Below are 20,354 nucleotides of genomic sequence, written 5' to 3' on the forward strand. Positions count from 1 at the left end.
CAGTTACGATACTCGCTATGAGCGTCGACGCAACGGAAAACCACTTGCCCCCTGGCCACCGAGTGTCGGTATGAGCCTGTCCGAACCGCCGTCGGAGGCGCTGGCGGACGTAGTCATCGTCGACTACGGCCTCGGCAACCTCCGGTCGGCGACGCGCGGTCTGGAACGCGCCGGCGCGGCCGTGACCATCACCGACGACCCCGGCGACTTCGCCGCCGCCGACGGCATCGTGTTGCCGGGGGTCGGCGCCTTCCGCGAGGGGATGGAGAACGCCGGGCCGTACCGCGAGGCGCTCGCGGATGCCGTCGCCCGTGACCAGCCCGTCTTCGGCATCTGTCTGGGGATGCAGATGCTCCTCACGTCGAGCGAGGAGGCCGACCACGCCGGCGAGGGCGACGTCGTCGGCCTCGATTTCGTCCCCGGACGCAACGTCCGGTTCGACGAGGGGCAGACCATCCCCCACATGGGCTGGAACGAGCTGTCAGTCGAGCGGTCCCACCCGCTGGTCACGGGCGTCGAGGGGAGCGACCGCGGCGGATCCGTCGACGGCGAACACGCCTACTTCGTCCACTCCTACTACGCCGTCCCGGACGACGACGGGGCGGTCGTCGCCACGACCGACCACGGACGGACGTTCCCCGCGGTTATCGCCAGCGAGGACGGGACCGTCTTCGGGACCCAGTTCCACCCCGAGAAAAGCGGTGAGACGGGGCTGACGATCCTGCGGAACTTCGTCGACGTCTGTTCTCTGCGGTGATAATCGGCGCCGTGTATTTATACAGACCTCGCCGAAACGGGGGAACGTGAACGAACGGACGGTGACCACCGAAACCGGCGCCGGCGACTTCCTCGAAGGCATCCCGGACGGCGTCGTGGTGTACGACCCCGAGACCGGGGTGATTCGCGCCGTCAACGCTCGGTTCGCGGCCCTGACCGGCTTCGACCGGGAGCGTCTCGTCGGCCGGCACGTCGAGGACCTCCTGGCGGACGAACGACGTTCCGAGTCGCGAGCCGTCGATCCCGGGGACGGCACGGCGACCGTCGAGTGGCCGCTGGAGCGGCGCGACGGCGGGACCGTCTGGGCCGAACTCTCCGCGTCGCGTGTCGAGCGTGACGGCGGGACCCGCGTCCTCGCCACCGCCCGTGACGTGACCGACCGGAAGCACCGCCAGGACGAACTCGGCCGGTTCGAGGAGTTGGTCGAACACGTCCCCACGGGCATCTTCCGAGCCCACGACGACCCCGAGGGGACCTTCCTCGAAGCCAACCCGACGATGGTCGACCTGTTCGACGCCGACTCGAAGGCGGATCTGCTCTCGACGCCAGTGGCCGACATCTACGCCGACGGGGACGACCGGCGGCGCTTCTTCGACACCATCGCCGAGACGAACGTCGTCACCGAGAAACTCGAGCTCCGGACGCTCGACGGGGAGTCGTTCTGGGGGTTGGTCACCGTCTGTCGGTGTTCCCCCGTCGACGGCGAGCCGTACCTCGACGGCGCGATCAAGGACGTGACCGAGGCCCGCGAGTACCGGCAGGTGTTGGAGGAACAAAACGAGCGTCTCGAACTCCTCAACCGGATCGTCCGCCACGACATCCGCAACGACATGCAGCTCGTCCAGGGGATGACCGACCTGCTCGACAACGTCGTGACGGGGGGCCACCGCCCCCAACTGGAGACGATCCGGAGCCGGACGGATCACGTGATCGAGCTGACGGACGTGATGGGGGATCTGATGGAGACGCTCGTCTCGGAGACCGACCCGACGCTCGAACCGATCCACCTCTCGTACGTGCTCGATCAGGAGATCCGGGAGGCACAGTCGAGCTACCCCGAGGCGACGATCCGGACCCGCGGGAACGTCCCGCTGGTCGAGGTGGTCGCGAACGACATGCTGGGGTCGGTGTTCCGGAACCTGCTGAACAACGCCGTCCAGCACAGCGACCGCGACGACCCCACCGTCACCGTCTCCGCGTCCGCCGAGGACGACGCGGTGACCGTCCGCGTCGCCGACGACGGGTCGGGGATTCCCGACGACCGCAAGGAGACGGTCTTCGGCAAGGGCGAGAAGGGCATCGACAGCGAGGGGACGGGGCTGGGACTCTACCTAGTGTACACGCTCGTCGACCAGTACGGCGGCGACGTGTGGATCGAGGACAACGACCCCCGCGGCACCGTCTTCGTCCTGCGGTTCGAGCGGGCGGCCTGACCGGTCCGACGCGTTTTTCACCGCGCCACGCGACCCTCGATCCATGGAAGCCATCACGCTCGGCCCGGCGGGGACCTACTCCCACCGCGCCGCGCGGGCGGTCGCCGACGAGGTGACGTTCAGTGAATCCGTGACGGCCATCGTCGAGTCCGTCGCCGACGGCGAGTACCGCCGCGGCGTCGTCCCCATCGAGAACAGCATCGAGGGGAGCGTTACCGAGACGCTCGACGCGCTGTCCGACTACGACATCGGCGTCGTCGAGGAGGTGGTCACCCCCATTCGTCACGCCCTGCTCGCCCAGAGCGAGTCGTTCGAGGTGGTCGCCAGCCACTCGCAAGCGCTCGCCCAGTGTCGCACCTTCCTCGAATCCGAGTACCCCGAGGTGAGCCTGGAGGCCGTCGCGAGCACCGCCCGCGGCGTCGAACACGCCCGCGAGGATCCGACGGTCGCCGCCATCGCCCACCCCGACAACGCCGACGCCGACCTGCAGGTCCTCGCCGAGGACATCCAGGACCGGAGTTCGAACGCGACCCGGTTTTTCGCCATCTCGCCCGCCGAGGAGCGCACCGAGGCCGGCGGGAAGTCGACGATCATCGTCAACCCGAACGCCAACTACCCCGGCCTCCTGCTGGAGCTGCTGGAGGCCTTCGCCGACCGCGACATCAACCTCTCGCGTGTGGAGTCCCGACCGACGGGCGACCGCCTCGGCGACTACCTCTTCCACATCGACTTCGAGGCCGGCCTGTACGAGGACCACGCGCGGGCGGCCGTCGAGGAGGTCGAGGGCATCGCGGAGAAGGGGTGGGTTCGCCGCCTCGGCTCCTACGACACCCGCCACGTGGTCTGAGCGGCCACGGGCGCCTCGGAGCCGCCGCGCGTCCGCCGGCCGATCCCCGTCGTCGACCGGTCAGTCCTCGACGACCGGGAGTTCGACCACAACGACGGTGCCGCGGGGATCGTTCGGTTCGACCCACACGTCGCCGCCGTAGTGATCGACGAGCGACTGAACGAGGTAGAGTCCCAGCCCCGTCCCCGTGCTGTCGAGTCCTTTCTCCCCCTTGCCGAAGACGTCGCCGTCCAGTTCCGGCGGGATGCCCGGCCCGTCGTCGGCGACGCGGACGCGGACACGGGGGTCGCCACGCAAGAGGTCGGCGGAGACGGTGACGGTCGGCTCCTCGCGGTCGCTGTGCTGGACGGCGTTGTTCAGCAGGTTCCGGAACACCGAGGTGAGCAGGTCGTTCGCCCGGACCGTCACGTCCGGAATCTCGCCCTCGACGGACAGCGTGGCGTCGGCGAACGCCTCGCGCCGCCGGTCGAGTTCCGCCTGGATCGTCTCGGGGAGCGACACCGGCTCCAGCGGGAGTTCCGTCTCGCCGGCCACCGTCCGGGCGAGGTCCCGGGAACTCCGCGTGAGTTCGACGACGTGTTCGCCCGTGGCGACGATGGTGTCGAGCGAATCCTGTCCGGCCTCGTCGACGTGTTCCTCGAGGAGTTCCGCGAGGCCGAGGACGATCTGCATGTCGTTGCGGATGTCGTGACGGAGGACGCGGTTGAGCGCGCGGAGCTGGTCCCGGGTGCGTGCGAGCGCCCGCTCGGAGGCCCGGCGTTCGCTGATGTCCCGGGCGACCGCGAGGATCGCCGGTGCGTCGTGGTACCGGACGAGTCGGGCGCTGATCTCGACCGGAATCGTCTCGCCGTCGGCGGTTTCGTGGACCGTCTCGTAGACGATGCGGTCGTCGGCCGCGACGTACCGACCGTCGGCGCCGCCCTCGCCCTCCAAGTCGTCGGCGGACCGACGACGCAGGGCGGCGGCGTCGTAGCCGAGCCGGTCGACCGCGCCCTCGTTGGCGGCGAGGATCCGTCCCCGGGTGTCGTGGACGAGCACCGTATCGCCGATACCGTCGAAGAGGTCGCGGTACTCGTCCCGGGCGTGCCGGAGCGATCGGATCGACGCCGCCTGTCTCGCGGTGAACAGGCCGACGACGACGCCAACCGCGCCGCCGGCGCTGGCGACGTTCAGGACGACAAGCATCGATCGCACGCCGGCGACCGTGACGAGAGTGTCGAGGACGACCCACCAGGCGAACCCGCCGAAGGCGAGCGTCCCGGCGAGGGCCGCGGCGGGAACGTGGAGGGCGATCCGCCCGTCGAGGTCGCTCCACAGGAGCCACCCGGCCGCGACGGCGAGGAGGACGACCAGCCCGGCGGGGGCGGCGACGACGGCGGCCGGTGATCGCCACGGCCGACCACCCAACTCGCCGAGCCAGATGCCGAGCAACGCGACGGCGAAGCTCACGAGGACGGCCACTCCGAGGACCCGTCCGAAGGACGATCGGTTCACGAGTGTGCCCACCCCCGTCGGTCACGGGCCACACGGATAGATAATGTTCGCTTACCGCCGTTCGGCGCGGTTCTAACGGACACTTACCGGCGACTCTCGACGATGATAGCGTCGGAAACGAGTCGTTTCCGCCGGCGGTATAGGAGTTATTTTAGGTCGGGGGGACTTGATCCGGGGTATGGAATACGACCCGCAGGACATCGAGGAGCGCTGGCGGGAGCGCTGGGCCGAGACGGGCCGGTACGAGGCCGACCCCAGCGACGCGGACGACGAGCCGACGTTCATCACCGTTCCCTATCCGTATCCGAGCGGCGGGATGCACATGGGCCACGTCCGGACGTACACCGTCCCGGACGTGTACGCCCGGTACCGGCGACAGCGGGGCGACAACGTCCTCTTTCCCATCGCCTGGCACGTCACCGGCACGCCGATCATCGGCGCCGTCGAGCGCCTGAAGAAAGGTGAGGAGGAGCAGTTGTCGGTGCTCCGGGACACCTACGACGTCCCCGAGGACACCCTGCAGGACCTGGAGACGCCGATGGGCTACGCCCGCTACTTCATCGAGGAACATTACAAGCGGGGAATGAAGTCGCTGGGGCTGTCCATCGACTGGCGCCGCGAGTTCACCACCAACGACGAGCGCTACTCGAAGTTCGTCACGTGGCAGTACGAGACCCTCCGTGACCGGGACCGACTGGAGAAGGGCCTCCACCCGGTCAAATACTGCACCAACGAACAGCAGCCGGTGACCACCCACGACCTGCTGGAGGGCGAGGAGGCGGAGTACCAGGAGTACACCCTCATCCGCTTCGGCCTCGACGACGCGGTGGTGCCGATGGCGACGCTGCGCCCCGAGACGGTCCGTGGGGTCACGAACGCCTACGTCGAGCCCGACGCCACGTACGTCCGGGCGACGGTCGACGGCGAGACGTGGCTGGTCTCGGAGGCGGCTACCGAGAAGCTCCGCCTCCAGGCTCACGAGGTGGACGTCACCGAGCGGTTCCCGGGATCGGAGCTCGTCGGGCAGTCGGTCACCAACCCCGTGACCGGCGACGCGGTGCCGGTCCTGCCCGCGACGTTCGTCGACCCGGACAACGCGACGGGCGTCGTCATGTCGGTGCCCGCCCACTCCCCGGACGACTACCTGGCGCTGGAGGAGGCGAAGGCCGACGCCGAGCGCATGGAGCGGCACGGCGTCGACCCCGACGCCGTCGCGGCCATCGATCCGGTGCCCATCCTCGACGTCGAGGGCTACGGCGACGTGCCGGCCCGCGACGCCGTCGAGTCGGCCGACGTCACCTCGTCGAACGACCCCGAACTGGAGGCGGTGACGAAGGAACTCTACAACCGCGAGTTCCACGCCGGTCGCCTCCACGACGACTACGGGGAGTTCGCGGGCGAGGTCATCGAGGACGTGCGGGAGGAATACCGCGAGGCGGGTGTCGAGGCGGGCCACTTCGACACCATGTACGAGTTCTCGGAGGAGGTGATCTGTCGCTGTGGCGGCGACGTCGAGGTGGCCGAGCAGGACACCTGGTTCCTCAGCTACAACGACGCGGACTGGAAGGAAGCGACCAAGCGGGTCGTCGAGAACATGGAGTGTATCCCCGAGAACACCCGCGGGGAGTACGACCACACCATCGACTGGCTCAACGAGTGGCCCTGCATCCGCAACTACGGGCTGGGGACACGGCTGCCGTGGGACGACGACTTCGTCATCGAGCCCCTCTCGGACTCGACGGTCTACATGGCGTACTACACCATCGCGCCCCGCCTGCGGGAGATTCCGGTCGATGACCTCGACCGCGACTTCTTCGACGCCCTCTTCTACGGCCCGGAGGCCGTCGACGACCCCGATCCGCGCGCCCTCGACCTGCGTGAGGAGTGGCTCCACTGGTATCCCGTCGACTACCGCTTCTCGGCGAACGACCTCATCTCGAATCACCTCACGTTCTACCTGTTCCACCACGCCGAACTGTTCGACGAACCGCAGTGGCCCGGGGGCATCGTCATCATGGGCATGGGCCTGCTGGAGGGGCGGAAGATGTCCTCCTCGAAGGGACACGTCGTCCTGCCGGACGAGGCAATCCAGGCCTACGGCGCCGACACGGTGCGATTTTTCCTGCTCAACTCCGCGGAGCCGTGGCAGGACTACGACTGGCGTGCCGACCAGGTCGAGAGCGTCCGCGACCAGCTGGAGCGGTTCTGGAACCGGGCGACCGAGCTGCTCCCCGAGGAGCCGACGTCGACGTTCGACGACGAGCGGCCGGCCCTCGAACACGTCGACCGGTGGCTCCTGTCGAAGCTCCAGCGGACCGTCCGCGAGGTGACCGAGGCGATGGAGCGATCGGAGACGCGGACGGCCAGTCAGGCCGCCTTCTACGACTTCGAGGAGTCGCTCCGGTGGTACCGCCGCCGCGCCGACCGGGACCGACCCGGCGCCCGGTGGACGCTCCGGCACGCTCTGGAGACGCGGCTGCGCCTCCTCGCGCCCTTTGTCCCCTTCATGGCGAACGAACTCCACGAGCGGCTGACCGGCCGGCCCGCCGAGGACGCCCCGTGGCCCGAGGTCGATCCAGACCTGGAGAACCGGGCGGTGGAGCTACAGGAGGAACGGATCGAACGCCTCACCGAGGACGTCCACGACATCGTCGACGTGACCGGGACCGATCCCGAGGTCGTCCGGGTGTACGCCGCCGCCGACTGGAAGTGGAAGGTCTTCGACGCCGTCGTCGAGGCCGGACCGGACGTGGGTGCGGTGATGAGCGAGGCGATGAGCGACCCCGACCTCCGCGAACGGGGCGACGCGGTGAACGACCTCGCGGGCGAACTCGTCGAACTCGTCCGCGATCTGGACGACGCGACGGTCGACGCCATGGACGACCTCGACGAGCGGGCGACCTACGAGACGGCCGTTCCCTTCCTCGAACGGGAGTTCGGCGCCGAGGTGCGGGTCTACGACGAGGACGCCGACCCGCCGGACCCCGGCGACAAGGCCGGCGACGCCGTCCCCTTCCGGCCCGCGATCCACCTGGAGTAACGCCGCGGCCGGGCCACCGGCGCGTCACTCCGTCGCGAGGCCGAGCAGGTCGAACCGCGTGCCGGCGCCCGCGGCCGTGGCCCGTTCGTAGACGACGTGGGCCGCCGCCACGTCCTGGATGGCGAGGCCCGTGCTGTCGAAGACGGTGACCCCGTCCTCGGGCGTTCGTCCCGGCTTCGCCCCCGTCACCACCTCGCCGAGTTCGGCGTGGATGTCGGCGTCCGTGAGCCGGCCGGCCCCGTAGGGGACGTTGATTTCGCCGGAGTGGGTACACTGCGCGTGGTCGTCGACGACGAGCGTCGCGGCCGCCAGCAGGTCGTCGGCGAGTTCGTGTTTGCCCGGGGCGTCGGCGCCGACGGCGTTGACGTGGGTCCGCTCGCCGACGGCGTCGGCGGCGACGATGGGGTCGCGGACGGGCGTCACCGTCGAGAGGACGTCACAGGCCGCCGCCTCGGCGATGGTGCCCACGCGGGCGTCGAACCGATCGCTCACGGCGTCGACGAAGGCCCGCGCGCGCTCCGCGTCGGCGTCGGCGACGACGACGGTCCCGATCGGTCGGACCGTCGCGATGGCGTCGAGTTGGGCGTGGGCCTGCACGCCCGCCCCGACCAGTCCGAGGGAGGACGCCCCCTCGACCGCGAGGTGGTCGGTGGCGACGGCGGCGGCCGCGCCGGTCCGCCGGGTCGTGAGCGCCGTGCCGTCCATGATCGAGAGGGGCACCGCCGTCTCGGGGTCGGAGTAGATCATCGTCCCCATGACCGTCGGGAGGCCGTGGCGCTCCCCGTTGTGCGGGTGGGAGTTCACCCACTTCACGCCCGCGGCGTCCCAGTCGCCCGCGTCGAGGTAGGCGGGCATCGACCGGAAGTCGCCGTCGTACTGCGGGAGGTCGACGTACGACTTCGGCGGCATCGTCGCGTCGCCGCGCTCGTAGGCCGCGAAGGCGGCCTCGACCGCGTCGACGAGGGCGTCCATCGGTGCGTTGTCGGCAACCGTCTCGCCGTCCAGAAGCAGGGTCTCCATGGTCGCCCCTAACGTATCCGTGGAGTTACCGGTTTCGCGGGGCGGGTCAGTGGGTCGCGCCGGTGGTCGTCCCCGTCCCCGCGGGCGTCCCGCCGCCGTCGAGGGTCACCTCGAAGAGCTCCGAGAGGTCGGGGCCGACCACGGCGAACCGGACGCGTCCGGGCGCCGCGTCGTCGTCGAGGTAGTAGTCGACGGTCGTCCCGTGGGTCGCGGACTCGCCGGCCGCGAGCGACCGATCGATCCCCTCGGCGCCGTAGAGCGGCCCTTGTTGGTTGATCGCCGCGCGGAAGACGCCGGGGCCGTCGCCCTCGTTGGTCACGTCGATCGTGACGGGGATCGGCTCGTCCGCCGGAACGGACTCGGGCACGTCGGCGGCCGCCGAGAAGGCGGGTGGTGGCGAGCGGAGTGGGTCGACCGCCGCCGGGGGAACGGTCCATTCGGCGACGACGTCGCCGGGGTCCGGTGGCGTATCCGTCCGCTCGGGACCGTCGCTCCCCAGGACCACCGCGACCGACTCGGCGTCCAGGGGCGCGGGAACCCGGAAGCCGAGGAACCCCTCGGGGTTCGACTCGCCGTACCGCCGCCCGGTCACGGGCGCGGCGACGCGGGCGGGTCCGAGATACTCGATTCCCGATCCGTAGCGGGCGTCGTCGGCGACGAGCCCGAACCGGTCCGGCGCCGGCGGCGTTCCCGACCCGTCGGCGGCCACGGCGACGAAGACGAACTGGTCGCCGTCCGCCGGGTGGACGTCCATGGCGTCCGGCGCGCTCAGATAGCGGACCGAGTGGGCGGTCACGAGGTCCGAGACGGTGACGGTCGCGCCGTCGACGGCGACGGCGTCGCCGAGCGTGGCGGCGTCGCCCGCGGGCGTTTCGGTCGGCGTGGCGGTCGACGTTCGCGTCGGTTCGGCGGGGGATCCGCCGCCGAGACAGCCGGACAGGCCGATCGCTGCGGTGCCGATGCTCGCGAGGACGGCACGTCTCCCGGAGGGCATACCACGGGCTACCGGGGGTGGGATCAAGGGCTTTGTGACGGGAACGGGGGAAAACGGGAACGGAGCGTGCGGGGGGTACAGTCAGCGTTCAGCGGTCGACGGCAGTGGGGCGGTGACCGGGCGTCACATCGCGCCGCCCATGCCGCCCATGCCGCCCATGCCGCCGCCGGCACCGCCCTCGTCCTCGTCGCCCGAGGTCGAGAGGTCGCCCGCGGCGATGATGTCGTCGATCTTCAGGACCAGGTTCGCGGCCTCGCTGGCCGAGGTGAGCGCCTGCTCCTTGGAGTGGGCGGGTTCGACGACGCCCGCGTCGAGGGTGTCGACCACGTCGCCGGTGAAGACGTTGAGGCCGGCACGGGTGTCGCCCGACTCGTGGGCGGCACGCAGGTCGACGAGCGTGTCGATGCTGTCGAGGCCAGCGTTACTGGCGAGCGCGCGCGGGACGACTTCGATGGCGTCGGCAAAGGCCTCGACGGCGAGCTGCTCGCGGCCGCTGACGCTGTCAGCGTAGTCACGCAGGCGGCTCGCGAGTTCGACCTCGACGGCGCCGCCGCCGGGGAGCACGCGCCCGTCGGCCGCGGTGGTGGACACCACGTCGAGGGCGTCCTGAACGCCGCGTTCGAGTTCGTCGACGACGTGCTCGGTCGAGCCACGCAGCAGGAGCGTCACGCCGTGGGCGTCGTCGCCCTCGACGTAGAACAGGCCGGCCTCGGCGTCGCGGCTGATCCGACCGGTGCCGAGGTGGGCGTCGGTCGCGGCGTCGAGATCGGAGACGATCTCGGCGCCGAGGATCTCTTGGAGGAAGCCCATGTCGGATTTCTTCGTCCGGCGGACCGCCAGGATGCCCTCCTTGGCCAGCAGGTACTGGGCGAGGTCGTCGATGCCCTTCTGACAGAACACCACGTCGGCGCCCGTCGCGACGATCTGATCGACCTTCTGGCGGAGCTGTTTCTCCTCGCTGTCGAGGAACTGCTGGAGCTGGTCGGGGTTGTCGATGTTGACCGACGTGTCGGCGTCGGTCTCCTCGACCTCGATGGGATCGTTCAGCAGGAGCACGTCCGCCGAGTCGAACTCGACGGGCATGTCGTCGTTGACGGGGTCCTTGTCGATGACCGCGCCGTTGAGGAGCTCGGACTCGGAGGCCGAGCGGCCGGTCTGGGTCTCGATCTCGACGAACTCCAGGTCGACGACGTGGCTGCCGTCGTCGGCCTCGACGGTGACGGCCCGGACCGCCTCGACCACGAGGCGAGCCAGAAGGTCCTTGTCGAGTTCGGAGCTCTTGCCCGTCATCGACGTCTCGGCGACCTTCCGCAGGAGGTCCTCGTCGGTGGGGTCGACCTGCTCGGCGATATCGTCGACCTGCTCGCGGGCCTCCGTGGCGGCCATGTTGAAGCCCTTGATGATCGCCGTCGGGTGGATATCCTGATCGAGGAGTTCCTCGGCGTTCTTCAGGAGTTCGCCCGCGATGGCGACGGCCGTCGTCGTCCCGTCGCCGGCCTCGTCCTCCTGTGTCTCGGCGACTTCGACGATCATCTCGGCCGTCGGGTTGTCGATATCCATCTCCTGGAGGATGGTGACCCCGTCGTTGGTGATGGTGACGCTGCCCATCGAGTCGACGAGCATCTTGTCCATCCCCTTGGGTCCGAGCGTGGACCGTACCGACTCCGCGACCGCTCGGGCCGCCGAAATGTTGTACTCTTGGGCGTCCTTGTCCTTGACGCGCTGGGCGTCCTCGCCCATAATGATCATCGGCTGACCCTGCTGCATTCGCTGACTCATGGTTCACCGAACGATTGTTTGTCCTTCTATATAAAAATGAGGGTTGTGAGTCACGACGAAGCGCGAACCGTTCGGCGACGAATCGGAAGAGATCCGGAGACGGGAGCGACCCGACGTGTGTCTTGTCAACTGTTATCACGAGTCAGGACGAGGCGTTCGACTGGACGACGCGGCGGTTTTAAATACGCGAGGGTCGCTCAGTCGTCCGCGGGTTCCTTCCAGTGGACGGTGACGGTCCCGACGGCGAAGGCGTCCGTCGAGTCGTCGGCACGGACGACACGGAGGTCGTTGGTACCGGCCACAAGGTCGACGGCGTCGCCGAACGTGTCGACCCAGTACTGCCAGCCGTCGTTGGGCGGGATGTCGAAGCCGCTCATCCGGTCGCCGTTGATCCGGATCTCGTGGCCGTAGTCGCCGACGTCGAAGGCCTGGATACCGACGTAGCCGTCGAAGGCCTCGTCGGTCGGCACGTGGAACTCGTGGCGTGGCGTCCCGTTGCCGACGTTCTCGGCCCAGTCGAGGTCGAGTTCCCGCCCCTCGGGCGCGAGTTGCGCACCGACGTACATCGTCGCGTAGTTCGCACGGGGTGGCACGAACACCGGTTGGGTCGGGGGACTGAAAAGAGCGCCGACCCGGGCCTTACGGTTCGTCGACCGCGGCCTCGTCCTCGCCGAACTCGGGGAGCTCCGCGTCCTCGTCGAGGGTTTCGAGCTCCTGCTCGTACAGCTGCTGCCGGAGCTGGGCGCGCTTGTTCCGGCCGTTTCGTTCGCGACCACTTTTCGTGTCAGGCATTGTCATGCAGGGAAAGGAGTCCACGACACATGAACCTTTCTCCGATTCCGAGCCGGTGCGATACTGATCGAACGGTGGCTCGATTCTCTAATCACCGACCGATCGTGGACCGATCGACCGCCGAGTACGGCGTGCGTTTTAAGCCCCTCGAGTGAGAAGTGTTACCATGTCTCTACAAGAGGGGCGAACCGAGGTCGGACCGGACGAGCCAGCGGGCGTCCGGAGATACGTCGCCGAGGCGGTCTGTACCGACTGTGACTACGCGGAGTTCCGGACGACGACGGGCGTAACGGGGTCGTTCACCCGGTGTCCGGACTGTGGCGGCGACCTGGTGATGCCACGCGACGCGATGTCCTGAGGGGTGGTCGCCACTTCGGGATTGAAAAAGCGCCGGGACAGGGATTTGAACCCTGGATCCCAGAGGGAACACGCTTTCCAGGCGTGCGCCTTACCACTCGGCCATCCCGGCACGCAGTTACGAGTAACCGCTCGGGACTTTAACTCCTTTCCTTTCCCCGCATCCGCGGTTCGAGGACGTGGGTGAGGCCCGTGGCCACGGCACCGACGAGGAGGGCGACGGCGCCGAGGGCGAGCGGCCCGGGGCCCAGTGGGCCGAGGAGGAGTCGGTACCCCTGCGCGAGGACGAGGAAGGCGAGCGCCCCCACCAGCCCCCACAGGAGACTCGACGTGCGCTGGGTCGTCACTCCAGGTCGGCGATGGCCTCGATTTCGAGGGCCGCGCCCTTGGGCACGTTCCCCACTTCCACGGCGCTCCGGGCCGGCGGGTCCGCGTCGAAGTACGTCGCGTACGTCTCGTTCATCTCGTCGAAGTCGTCGATGTCGTCGAGGAAGATGGTGACCTTCAGCAGGTCGCTCGCGTCGGCGCCCTCGTCCGCGAGGATGGCCAGCACGTTGTCGAGACACTGCTCGGTCTGGGTCGCCACACTCTCGTCGTCGAGCAGGTCGCCGTCCGTCGTCAGCGGGAGCTGTCCCGCGGTGAACAGGAGCGAGCCGTTGGTCGTCGCCTGACTGTACGCGCCCACGGCGGCCGGGGCGTCGTCGGTGCTGATGGTTCGTTTCACGCCCGGGTGGTCGGTCGGCGACCGGTTAAAGGTACACATCGGCGGCAGGAACCGCCGCGCCTACACCGACATCTGGTAGCCGTTGACGATTTCGACCTCGTAGCCCTCGTCGCGGAGCGCCGCGAGGAGTTCGTCGACGTGCTCCGGTCCCCGGGTCTCGACTTCGAGTTCGACGCGCGCGTCGTTCATCGCCACGTCCCGGGAGGTGCGGTCGTGGTGGAAGGCCGTGATGTTCGCGCGGTGGTCGGCGATGATCTCTCCGAGCGCCACCAGCGCGCCCGGCTGGTCCTTCAGGATCGTCCGGAACCGGAGGTACCGCCCGGTCGCCACCAGCCCCCGCATCACCACCGTCGTCAACACGTTCAGGTCGATGTTCCCGCCACACAGCGCCGGGACGATAGTCTCGCCGTCCTCGTACTCGATGGCGTCGGAGAGGAGGGCAGCGAGGGAGATGGCACCCGCCCCCTCCGCGAGCGCCTTCTCGCGTTCGAGCAGGTAGGTCAGGGCGATGGCGATGGACTCGTCGTCGACGGTCACCACCTCGTCGACGCGCTCTTTGATCACCTCGAAGGTGCGGTCGCCGATCCGACGGGTGGCGATCCCGTCGGCGATGGTGTCGACGGCGTCGCGCTCGTAGATCTCCCCCCGCCGGATCGATTCGGCCGCGCTGGAGGCCCCCTCGGCCTGGACGCCGATCACGCGGACGTCCGGGTCGTGGGCCTTCACCGCCGTGGCGATACCCGAGATCAGGCCGCCGCCGCCGATGGGAACGATGACCGTATCGAGGTCCGGACAGTCCTCGACGATTTCGAGGCCGATGGTGCCCTGGCCGGCCATCACGGTTTCGTCGTCGAAGGCGTGGACGTACGTCCGCCCCTCCACCTCCTCGATCCGGTGGGCCTCGGCCTGGGCCTCGCTGTAGTCCGCGCCGTGGAGAACGACCTCGCCCCCGTAGCGCTCGGTCGCTTTCACCTTCGAGACCGGCGCGTGTTCCGGCATGACGATCTTCGAGTCGACGCCCGCCCGGGTCGCCGCCAGCGCCACGCCCTGGGCGTGGTTCCCGGCGCTCGCGGTCACGACCCCCGCCTCCTGGTCGGCCGTCGACAGCGTCTCGATCCGGTTCATGGCCCCGCGGATCTTGAACGCGCCCGTGCGCTGGAAGTTCTCCAGTTTCAGATGCACGTCGGCGCCGGTCATCTCGGAGAAGGCATACGAGTACTCGAGCGGCGTGTGCCGAGCGACCGTCGACACCCGCTCCCGAGCGTCGAGGACGTCGTCGTGGGTGAGCATACCGCCCATACCCGACGGTGGTGGTTAACGGTTTATGTACGGCTGGGGCCGTCGCTCACGGGTTTCGAAAGGGGAATGCACGCGTGTGACGTGCGATTCGACCAACACCGGGGAGACATATAAACATCATGAAGGCGCGGTGAAAGTGAAAGTAACCGACTACACGGGGCCGGGGCGCCACAGACGACCGACCGGCGCCGCGAGTGGATCACGGGCGCGGCCGGACGACCGCCCCGCCGTCGGCGACGTATCGACGGACCCGGTCGGCGAAGGGGCCCGTTCCGGGCCACGTCACCGACGACTCGACGTCGAGGGGCGCCGGATCGCCGACGTAGACGGCGGCCGTCCCGCCGTCGGTTCGGGGGACCGCGACGCGGACGTAGAGGCCCCGGTCGACACCCTCGTAGGCGTCGAGGGCGTCGAGGGCATCCGTCCGGAGGAGTCGACCCGCCGTCTCACCACCGGGCGCGAGCGTCGGATACCGACCGGCGACCGGGTGACAGCCCTCCAGGATCGCCGCCCCGACGAAGACGAAGGAGTCCACCACCGACGACACCCGGGCCGGTTCGGTGAGGCGGCCGTAGACGAACACGTCCATGGTGACACGGGGGTCGGCCGTTCGGCTATCGCTCCTCGATGGGAACGAACTCGCGGTTGCGGTCGCCGACGTAGCGCGCACGGGGCCGGATCAGGCGACTGTCCTCGTACTGTTCGAGCATGTGGGCGATCCAGCCGCCGACGCGCGACAGGGCGAAGATGGGGGTGTACAGGTCGACCGGGATGCCCATCTGGTAGTACATCGACGCCGAGTAGAAGTCGACGTTGGGCGCGAGTCCCTTCTCCTCGGCCATGTACTCCTCGATGGCGACGGAGTACTCGTACCACCGCGGGTCCCCGACCGTCTCGCCCAGACGTTCGGAGTACGTCTCGAGGATGGCCGCCCGCGGGTCGCGGACGTTGTAGACGCGGTGACCGAAGCCGGGGATGCGTTCGCCGCCGTCGACCGCGTCCTCGATCCACTCGCGGGGCCCCTTCCCGCTGTCGTCGATCTCCTGTAACATCCGCATGACGTTCTGGTTGGCGCCGCCGTGGAGCGGGCCGGCGAGCGTCCCGACGGCGCTGGTGACGCCGCTGTGCAGGTCGGACATGGTGGAGGTCGTCACCAGCGCGGAGAACGTCGACGCGTTCAGACCGTGGTCGGCGTGCAGGACGAGCGCGGTGTCGAACGTCTCGATGGCCACCTCGTCGGGCTCCTCGTCGTTCAGCATGTAGAGGAAGTTCGCGGCGTGATCCAGATCCGACCGGGGGTCGACGGGGTCGTCGCCGTCGCGAAGCCGGGCGAACGCCGCCAGGACCGTCGGTAGTTTGGCGGTGATCCGACAGCCCTTGGCCATGTTGGCCTCGCGGTCGTCGGGCGCGGCGTCGGCGTCCTCGTCGTACGCCGAGAGCGCGGAGAGCACCGTCCGCAGCATCGCCATCGGGTCCACTTCCCGCTCCGCGAGGTTCGCGATGAGGTCGTAGACGTCGGGATCGAGGTTCCGCTGGTCGGCCAGTCGGGCGGCGAAGGCGTCGCGTTCCGAGCGGGTCGGCCACTCGCCGTTCCAGAGCAGCGACAGCACCTCCTCGTAGCTCGCCCGGCGTGCGAAGTCCTCGATGGCGTACCCGCGGTAGCCCAACTCGCCGGCGTCGCCGTCGATGTAGCTCAGCCGGGACTCGGAGACTACGACGCCCTCCAGTCCCCGTTTGACCTCATCAGACATACCCAAGCGGTTTCGAACCGTCTCAAAAAAGCGTTGCCGTTTACCTCACGATCCCGTCAGGTCAGGCGCGTCGGTCGCCGGACGCCCGGAGGGGGCGTCCCGCCGACCGGGGGGATTTTACCGCTCGGCGCTACGGCCTATGTATGATCCTCTCGGACACCGACATCCTCGCTCGACTCCGCGAGGGTGACCTCGTGATCGACCCGCTGGACGACGTCGACCAGCAGGTCCAACCCGCCAGCGTCGACCTCCGACTGGGCTCGGAGTTCCTCGAGTTCCAGCGGACGAACATCCCCTGTATCCACCCCACTCACGAGGGGGAAGTCAGCGACTACATCGCCGAGACGGTCGTCCCGGACGGCGAGGAGTTCATCCTCCACCCCGGCGACTTCGTCCTCGGGACGACCCGGGAGCGCATCGAGATGCCCCCCGACCTCGTCGCCAACGTCGAGGGGCGCTCCTCGCTCGGCCGCCTCGCGGTCGTCGTCCACGCCACCGCGGGCTTCGTCGACCCCGGCTACCGCGGCCAGGTGACCCTCGAACTGTCGAACCTCGGGACCGCACCCGTCGCGCTCACGCCCGGCATGCGCGTCTCCCAACTCGTCTTCACCGAACTCTCCTCGCCGGCCGACCGGCCCTACGGCAGCGACCGCGGCTCGAAGTACCAGGACCAGCGTGGCCCCCAGGCCTCTCGCATCGGGGACGACCCCGAGTTCGAGTCATGAAGTTCGTCGAGGAGGTAGTCGTCGAGGAGTTCCTCCCGACCGTCCGCTCGATGCTCGCGGCGGATCTCCGGGACCGAGGGTTCACCCAGCGCGAGGTGGCCGAGGCGCTCGGCATCTCCCAGTCGGCCGTCTCGAAGTACGCCCACGGCGAGGTGGCGACGAGCGACGCCATCAGCGCCGACGAGCGGGTCCGTGACCTCGTCGAACGGGTCGGCGCCGGGCTGGCGACCGGCGACATGAGTCGCGTCCAGGCGCTCGTCGAGGTCGAAGTGCTGATCCGCCAACTCGAGGACGGCGACCTCCTGGCCGAGCGCCACCGCGAGGCCATGCCCGAACTCCGCGAACACGGCGGCGACTTCGACGTCCACGACCCCGAGAGCACCGTACGGACGACCGAGGAGGTCCGGTCGTCGGTGCGGCGGGGACTCCGGATCCTTCGGAACACCTCGGGCTTTGCCGGCCTCGTGCCGAACGTCGGCTCGAACTTGGTGGAGTGTCTGCCCGACGCCGCGGACGTGGAGGACGTGGCGGCGGTCCCCGGCCGCATCTTCGACGTCCGCGGCACCGCGACGGTGCCCTCTGACCCCGAGTTCGGCGTCAGCGAACACGTCGCCTCGGTGTTGCTGTCGGCACGCGCCGCCGGCGCCGCCGTCCGGGGCGCCCTCAACCTCCGCTACGATCCCGCCCTGATCGAGGGCCTGCACGCGGCCGGGTATCCGACCGTCGAGTTCGACGTCGAAGACGATCGATCTGGGGACGACACACACGACGACGAGGCGGCCCGGCCGGGCGTCGTCGAGGCCGTCCGCGAGGCCGACCCCGACGCGCCCTTCGTCCTCTACCAGACCGGCGGCTTCGGCATCGAGCCGATCACCTACGTCCTCGGGGCCGACGCCCCCACGGTGGCCCGGATCGTCCGGGACCACTGCCGGGAATGACGACGCCCGACCCCGACCGCGCGGCGGCCGCCCAGACCTTCTACTCCCGGTGGGCCGGCGTCTACGACCGCCTCGCGCGCCGGGCACCCGGGATCCGTCGCCTCCGCCGGGCCGCCGTCGCGCGGCTCGATCTCTCCCCCGGCGACACCGTCGTCGACGTCGGCTGCGGGACGGGGGCGAACCTGTTGCTCCTCCGCGACCGGGTCGGCCCCGACGGGACCGTCGTCGGCGTCGACTTCGCGCCCGGTGCGGTGCGACGGGCCCGGGCCCTCGTCGCCCGCGAGGGGTGGACGAACGTGGCCGTCTGCCGGGGCGACGCCACGCGCCTCCCGCTCGACGGCGCCGACGCCGTCCTCGCGACGTTCCTCGTGGGGATGCTCCCCGACCCCGCGGCGACGGTCGACGGGTGGCTCGACGGTCTCGACCCCTCGCGGATCGCGCTCCTGGATCTCGCTCGGAGCCACCGGCTCCCCGGACGCCCGCTGAACCCGCTGTTCGGCGTCGTCGTCGCCACGACGGCGCCGCCGGGCACCCGCGACCACCACGACGACCCGCCCGCACGGGTCCTCGACCGCCGGGTCGCGGGCGCACACCGGACGCTCCTCGAACGCTGCCCCTCGACCTCCCACGGGACGCGGATGGGCGGGTTCGCCTACCTGAGCGCCGGCGGGCGGTGACTACCCGTACCGGGCCGCGTGTCGCTCGCAGAGGGGTGGATCGCGTAGCTGTGCCCGCACGACCCCCGGCTGGCGGTGGGCGTCGTGGAGGCGACACCGCTCGTCGTCACAGAAGGCCGTCCCCGTCTCCAGGAGGTCGACCGCAGCGAGGGCGTACCCCTTCAGCGCCTCGGTCGTCCGCGGGTCGTCGGCGACGAGGAAGTCGCCCTCGATTTCGGCCTCCAGCACCTCGCGGGGCGGCGCGTCGCCCGTCATCAGGGCGTGTTTGCTCTTCGCCTCGTAGTAGGCCTCGGGCTTGGCCGGCGCCTCGTAGAGGCCCGGGACAGAGAGCAGGGCGGGCTGGCCGAGGACGGCCACCCGCTTGTGCCAGCGGCCGTCGTGGTCGCCCCAGGTGCCGATCACGCGGTCGAGGAGGGGGAGATGCAGGTGATCCAGCCCCCGCTCCCCGGGGAGGCGAGCGTTCAGCGCCCGCTGGACCGCCAGCCCGTCGTAGACGACGCCCCCGGCCCGCTCCGGATCGTCGAGCGCTCGCTCCTCGTACCGGACGATGCCGAGCATCGTGTTGCCCGTCGCCCGCTCGTAGGGGTCGGTGACGCGGGCGGCCGCCAGTTCCTCGGGGAGGTCGTCGTCCGCAGCAGTCGACAGCAGCCGGTCGCGCACCCGCACCTCGGCGCCGATCCGGTCGCGGAGCCAGTCCGCGATGGCGTCGGCGTCCGCGGGCGTCGTCGGGGCGCGATAGAGCGTGACGGTGTCGACCATCGGGACGCCCGATCAGTCGTCGGCGGGCGCCCGCGACGTGAGTTCGACGTCCGGCGCGTCGACGCCGAGTTCGTCGATGGCGGCCTGGGCGGCGCGCTTCCCCGAGACGAGCATGGCGCCGAAGGTCGGGCCCATGCGCGGCAGGCCGTAGGTGGTGGCGACGGCCATCCCCGTCGCGATCAGGCCGTCGTGGACCAAGCCCGTGTGTTCGACGACCGCGTCCTCGCTCTCGCCGACCCACATCGAGTCGTGGCCCGGCGAGTCGTGGCCCGGCGCCCCGTAGGAGTCGTCGCCGGTCTGGTCCATGCCCGTGTTGTGCTCCTTGGCGTGCTGGATGCCCGGCGCGTCGAGGACGCCGCGCTCGTCGAGTTTGGAGATGGCGACGGCGTCGTGGCCCGTCGCGTCGATGACCAGGTCCGCCTCGACGGCGATTGGGTCGACGCAGGTGATCTCCCGGGGCAGCGCGTGAACCGGCGTCCAGTTCATGACGATGCCGCCGACGCGGTGATCCTCGCGGATCACGATGTCGGTGAACTCCGTCATGTTCTGCATCTTGGCGCCGGCGTCACACGCGGCCTTGATCAGTCCCGAACACGCCTCGGGCCCGTTGGCGACGTACAGCCCCTCGGTGTCCTGGGCGGGCTTGTAATCCACGTCGAGGTCCTCCAGGACGTCCTGGGCCGGGTCCCGGACGGTCACCTTGTTCATCAGGAAGCCGCCGAGCCAGAACCCGCCGCCGAGGTAGTTGTTCTTCTCGACGACCATCGTCTTAACGCCCCGCTCGGAGAGCTCCTTCGCCGCCATCAGCCCCGAGGGACCGCCGCCGACGATCAGGACGTCGGAGTCCGAGAAGTCCATGAACTCCTCGGTCCACTCCTGACCGATCGCCCGGGTTACGTCCGCCTCGCCGACCTGACTGAACTGCTCGTACGAAGACATACCACTCAG

General features: G+C 69.6%; 21 protein-coding genes and 1 tRNA gene. 8 read left to right on the plus strand and 14 right to left on the minus strand.

Annotation, left to right across the window (positions count from 1 at the left end):
* Positions 1-70 precede the first annotated feature (70 nt).
* The 3 genes from hisH to pheA are packed head-to-tail and all read left to right on the plus strand — an operon-like array spanning position 71 to position 3,057.
* Positions 71-757 carry an imidazole glycerol phosphate synthase subunit HisH gene (hisH, locus tag EI982_RS09120; RefSeq protein WP_157689405.1) on the plus strand — a complete coding sequence of 229 codons (687 nt, stop codon included), beginning with the start codon at positions 71-73 and terminating at the stop codon, positions 755-757.
* Between the two features lie 46 nt (positions 758-803).
* Positions 804-2,210, plus strand: a complete 1,407-nt coding sequence (locus tag EI982_RS09125) for a PAS domain S-box protein (RefSeq protein WP_157689406.1) — start codon at positions 804-806, stop codon at positions 2,208-2,210.
* 43 nt (positions 2,211-2,253) lie between these two features.
* The gene (gene pheA / locus EI982_RS09130; protein WP_157689407.1) at positions 2,254-3,057 is read left to right on the plus strand and encodes a prephenate dehydratase; all 804 of its coding nucleotides are present in this window, start codon (positions 2,254-2,256) and stop codon (positions 3,055-3,057) included.
* A 60-nt stretch (positions 3,058-3,117) separates the two neighbouring features.
* Here the strand turns inward: pheA and EI982_RS09135 are convergent, their stop codons facing one another.
* Entirely contained in the window at positions 3,118-4,551 is a 1,434-nt protein-coding gene (locus EI982_RS09135) for an ATP-binding protein (protein WP_157689408.1), read from the minus strand.
* 178 nt (positions 4,552-4,729) lie between these two features.
* Between EI982_RS09135 and leuS the strand changes: the two genes are divergently transcribed.
* The gene (gene leuS / locus EI982_RS09140; RefSeq protein WP_157689409.1) at positions 4,730-7,591 is read left to right on the plus strand and encodes a leucine--tRNA ligase; all 2,862 of its coding nucleotides are present in this window, start codon (positions 4,730-4,732) and stop codon (positions 7,589-7,591) included.
* A 24-nt stretch (positions 7,592-7,615) separates the two neighbouring features.
* On the opposite strand, the gene EI982_RS09145 is transcribed toward leuS, so the two are convergent.
* The 5 genes from EI982_RS09145 to EI982_RS18365 form a co-directional block, all read right to left on the minus strand.
* Positions 7,616-8,611, minus strand: coding sequence for an ornithine cyclodeaminase family protein (locus EI982_RS09145; protein WP_157689410.1), 996 nt, complete (start codon positions 8,609-8,611; stop codon positions 7,616-7,618).
* Positions 8,612-8,657: 46 nt separating this feature from the next.
* Positions 8,658-9,605, minus strand: coding sequence for a hypothetical protein (locus tag EI982_RS09150; protein ID WP_157689411.1), 948 nt, complete (start codon positions 9,603-9,605; stop codon positions 8,658-8,660).
* Between the two features lie 123 nt (positions 9,606-9,728).
* Positions 9,729-11,354: a thermosome subunit beta gene (gene thsB / locus EI982_RS09155; RefSeq protein ID WP_199243806.1), complete on the minus strand. Its 1,626-nt coding sequence runs from the start codon at positions 11,352-11,354 to the stop codon at positions 9,729-9,731.
* Positions 11,355-11,581: 227 nt separating this feature from the next.
* Entirely contained in the window at positions 11,582-11,977 is a 396-nt protein-coding gene (locus EI982_RS09160) for a DUF7383 domain-containing protein (protein ID WP_157689412.1), read from the minus strand.
* Between the two features lie 46 nt (positions 11,978-12,023).
* Entirely contained in the window at positions 12,024-12,176 is a 153-nt protein-coding gene (locus tag EI982_RS18365; protein WP_199243774.1) for a hypothetical protein, read from the minus strand.
* 166 nt (positions 12,177-12,342) lie between these two features.
* On the opposite strand from EI982_RS18365, the gene EI982_RS09165 reads away from it, so the two are divergent.
* Positions 12,343-12,534, plus strand: a complete 192-nt coding sequence (locus EI982_RS09165) for a hypothetical protein (RefSeq protein ID WP_157689413.1) — start codon at positions 12,343-12,345, stop codon at positions 12,532-12,534.
* Positions 12,535-12,564: 30 nt separating this feature from the next.
* Here the strand turns inward: EI982_RS09165 and EI982_RS09170 are convergent.
* The 6 genes from EI982_RS09170 to citZ all read right to left on the minus strand — a co-directional run bounded on the left by EI982_RS09170 (position 12,565) and on the right by citZ (position 16,307).
* Positions 12,565-12,645 (minus strand) — tRNA-Ser (locus EI982_RS09170).
* Between the two features lie 28 nt (positions 12,646-12,673).
* Positions 12,674-12,880, minus strand: a complete 207-nt coding sequence (locus EI982_RS09175; RefSeq protein ID WP_157689414.1) for a DUF7981 family protein — start codon at positions 12,878-12,880, stop codon at positions 12,674-12,676.
* Complete coding sequence (locus EI982_RS09180) at positions 12,877-13,257, minus strand: Rid family detoxifying hydrolase (RefSeq protein ID WP_157689415.1); 381 nt, start codon at positions 13,255-13,257, stop codon at positions 12,877-12,879. The genes EI982_RS09175 and EI982_RS09180 overlap by 4 nt, the downstream gene beginning before the upstream one ends.
* 60 nt (positions 13,258-13,317) lie before the next feature.
* Positions 13,318-14,547: a threonine ammonia-lyase gene (ilvA, locus tag EI982_RS09185; protein WP_157689416.1), complete on the minus strand. Its 1,230-nt coding sequence runs from the start codon at positions 14,545-14,547 to the stop codon at positions 13,318-13,320.
* Positions 14,548-14,755: 208 nt separating this feature from the next.
* On the minus strand, positions 14,756-15,145 hold the full coding sequence (locus EI982_RS09190) for a gamma-glutamylcyclotransferase family protein (protein WP_157689417.1): 390 nt from the start codon (positions 15,143-15,145) through the stop codon (positions 14,756-14,758).
* 25 nt (positions 15,146-15,170) lie between these two features.
* Complete coding sequence (gene citZ / locus EI982_RS09195) at positions 15,171-16,307, minus strand: citrate synthase (RefSeq protein ID WP_157689418.1); 1,137 nt, start codon at positions 16,305-16,307, stop codon at positions 15,171-15,173.
* A 143-nt stretch (positions 16,308-16,450) separates the two neighbouring features.
* Here citZ and dcd point away from each other — a divergent pair, with 143 nt between their 5' ends.
* Genes dcd through EI982_RS09210 form a run of 3 tightly spaced genes read left to right on the plus strand, consistent with a single transcriptional unit; the run spans position 16,451 to position 18,647 of the window.
* The gene (gene dcd / locus EI982_RS09200; RefSeq protein ID WP_157689419.1) at positions 16,451-17,032 is read left to right on the plus strand and encodes a dCTP deaminase; all 582 of its coding nucleotides are present in this window, start codon (positions 16,451-16,453) and stop codon (positions 17,030-17,032) included.
* Entirely contained in the window at positions 17,029-17,970 is a 942-nt protein-coding gene (locus EI982_RS09205) for a thiamine-phosphate synthase family protein (protein WP_157689420.1), read from the plus strand. The genes dcd and EI982_RS09205 overlap by 4 nt, the downstream gene beginning before the upstream one ends.
* Positions 17,967-18,647, plus strand: coding sequence for a class I SAM-dependent methyltransferase (locus tag EI982_RS09210; RefSeq protein ID WP_157689421.1), 681 nt, complete (start codon positions 17,967-17,969; stop codon positions 18,645-18,647). The genes EI982_RS09205 and EI982_RS09210 overlap by 4 nt, the downstream gene beginning before the upstream one ends.
* Here EI982_RS09210 and EI982_RS09215 read toward each other — a convergent pair whose 3' ends face one another.
* Entirely contained in the window at positions 18,648-19,406 is a 759-nt protein-coding gene (locus EI982_RS09215) for a DUF7001 family protein (RefSeq protein WP_157689422.1), read from the minus strand.
* 12 nt (positions 19,407-19,418) lie between these two features.
* Positions 19,419-20,345, minus strand: coding sequence for a sulfide-dependent adenosine diphosphate thiazole synthase (locus EI982_RS09220; protein ID WP_157689423.1), 927 nt, complete (start codon positions 20,343-20,345; stop codon positions 19,419-19,421).
* Between the last annotated feature and the right edge of the window lie 9 nt (positions 20,346-20,354).

The sequence above is a fragment of the Haloplanus salinarum genome (assembly GCF_009762275.1).
Taxonomy (GTDB): domain Archaea; phylum Halobacteriota; class Halobacteria; order Halobacteriales; family Haloferacaceae; genus Haloplanus; species Haloplanus salinarum.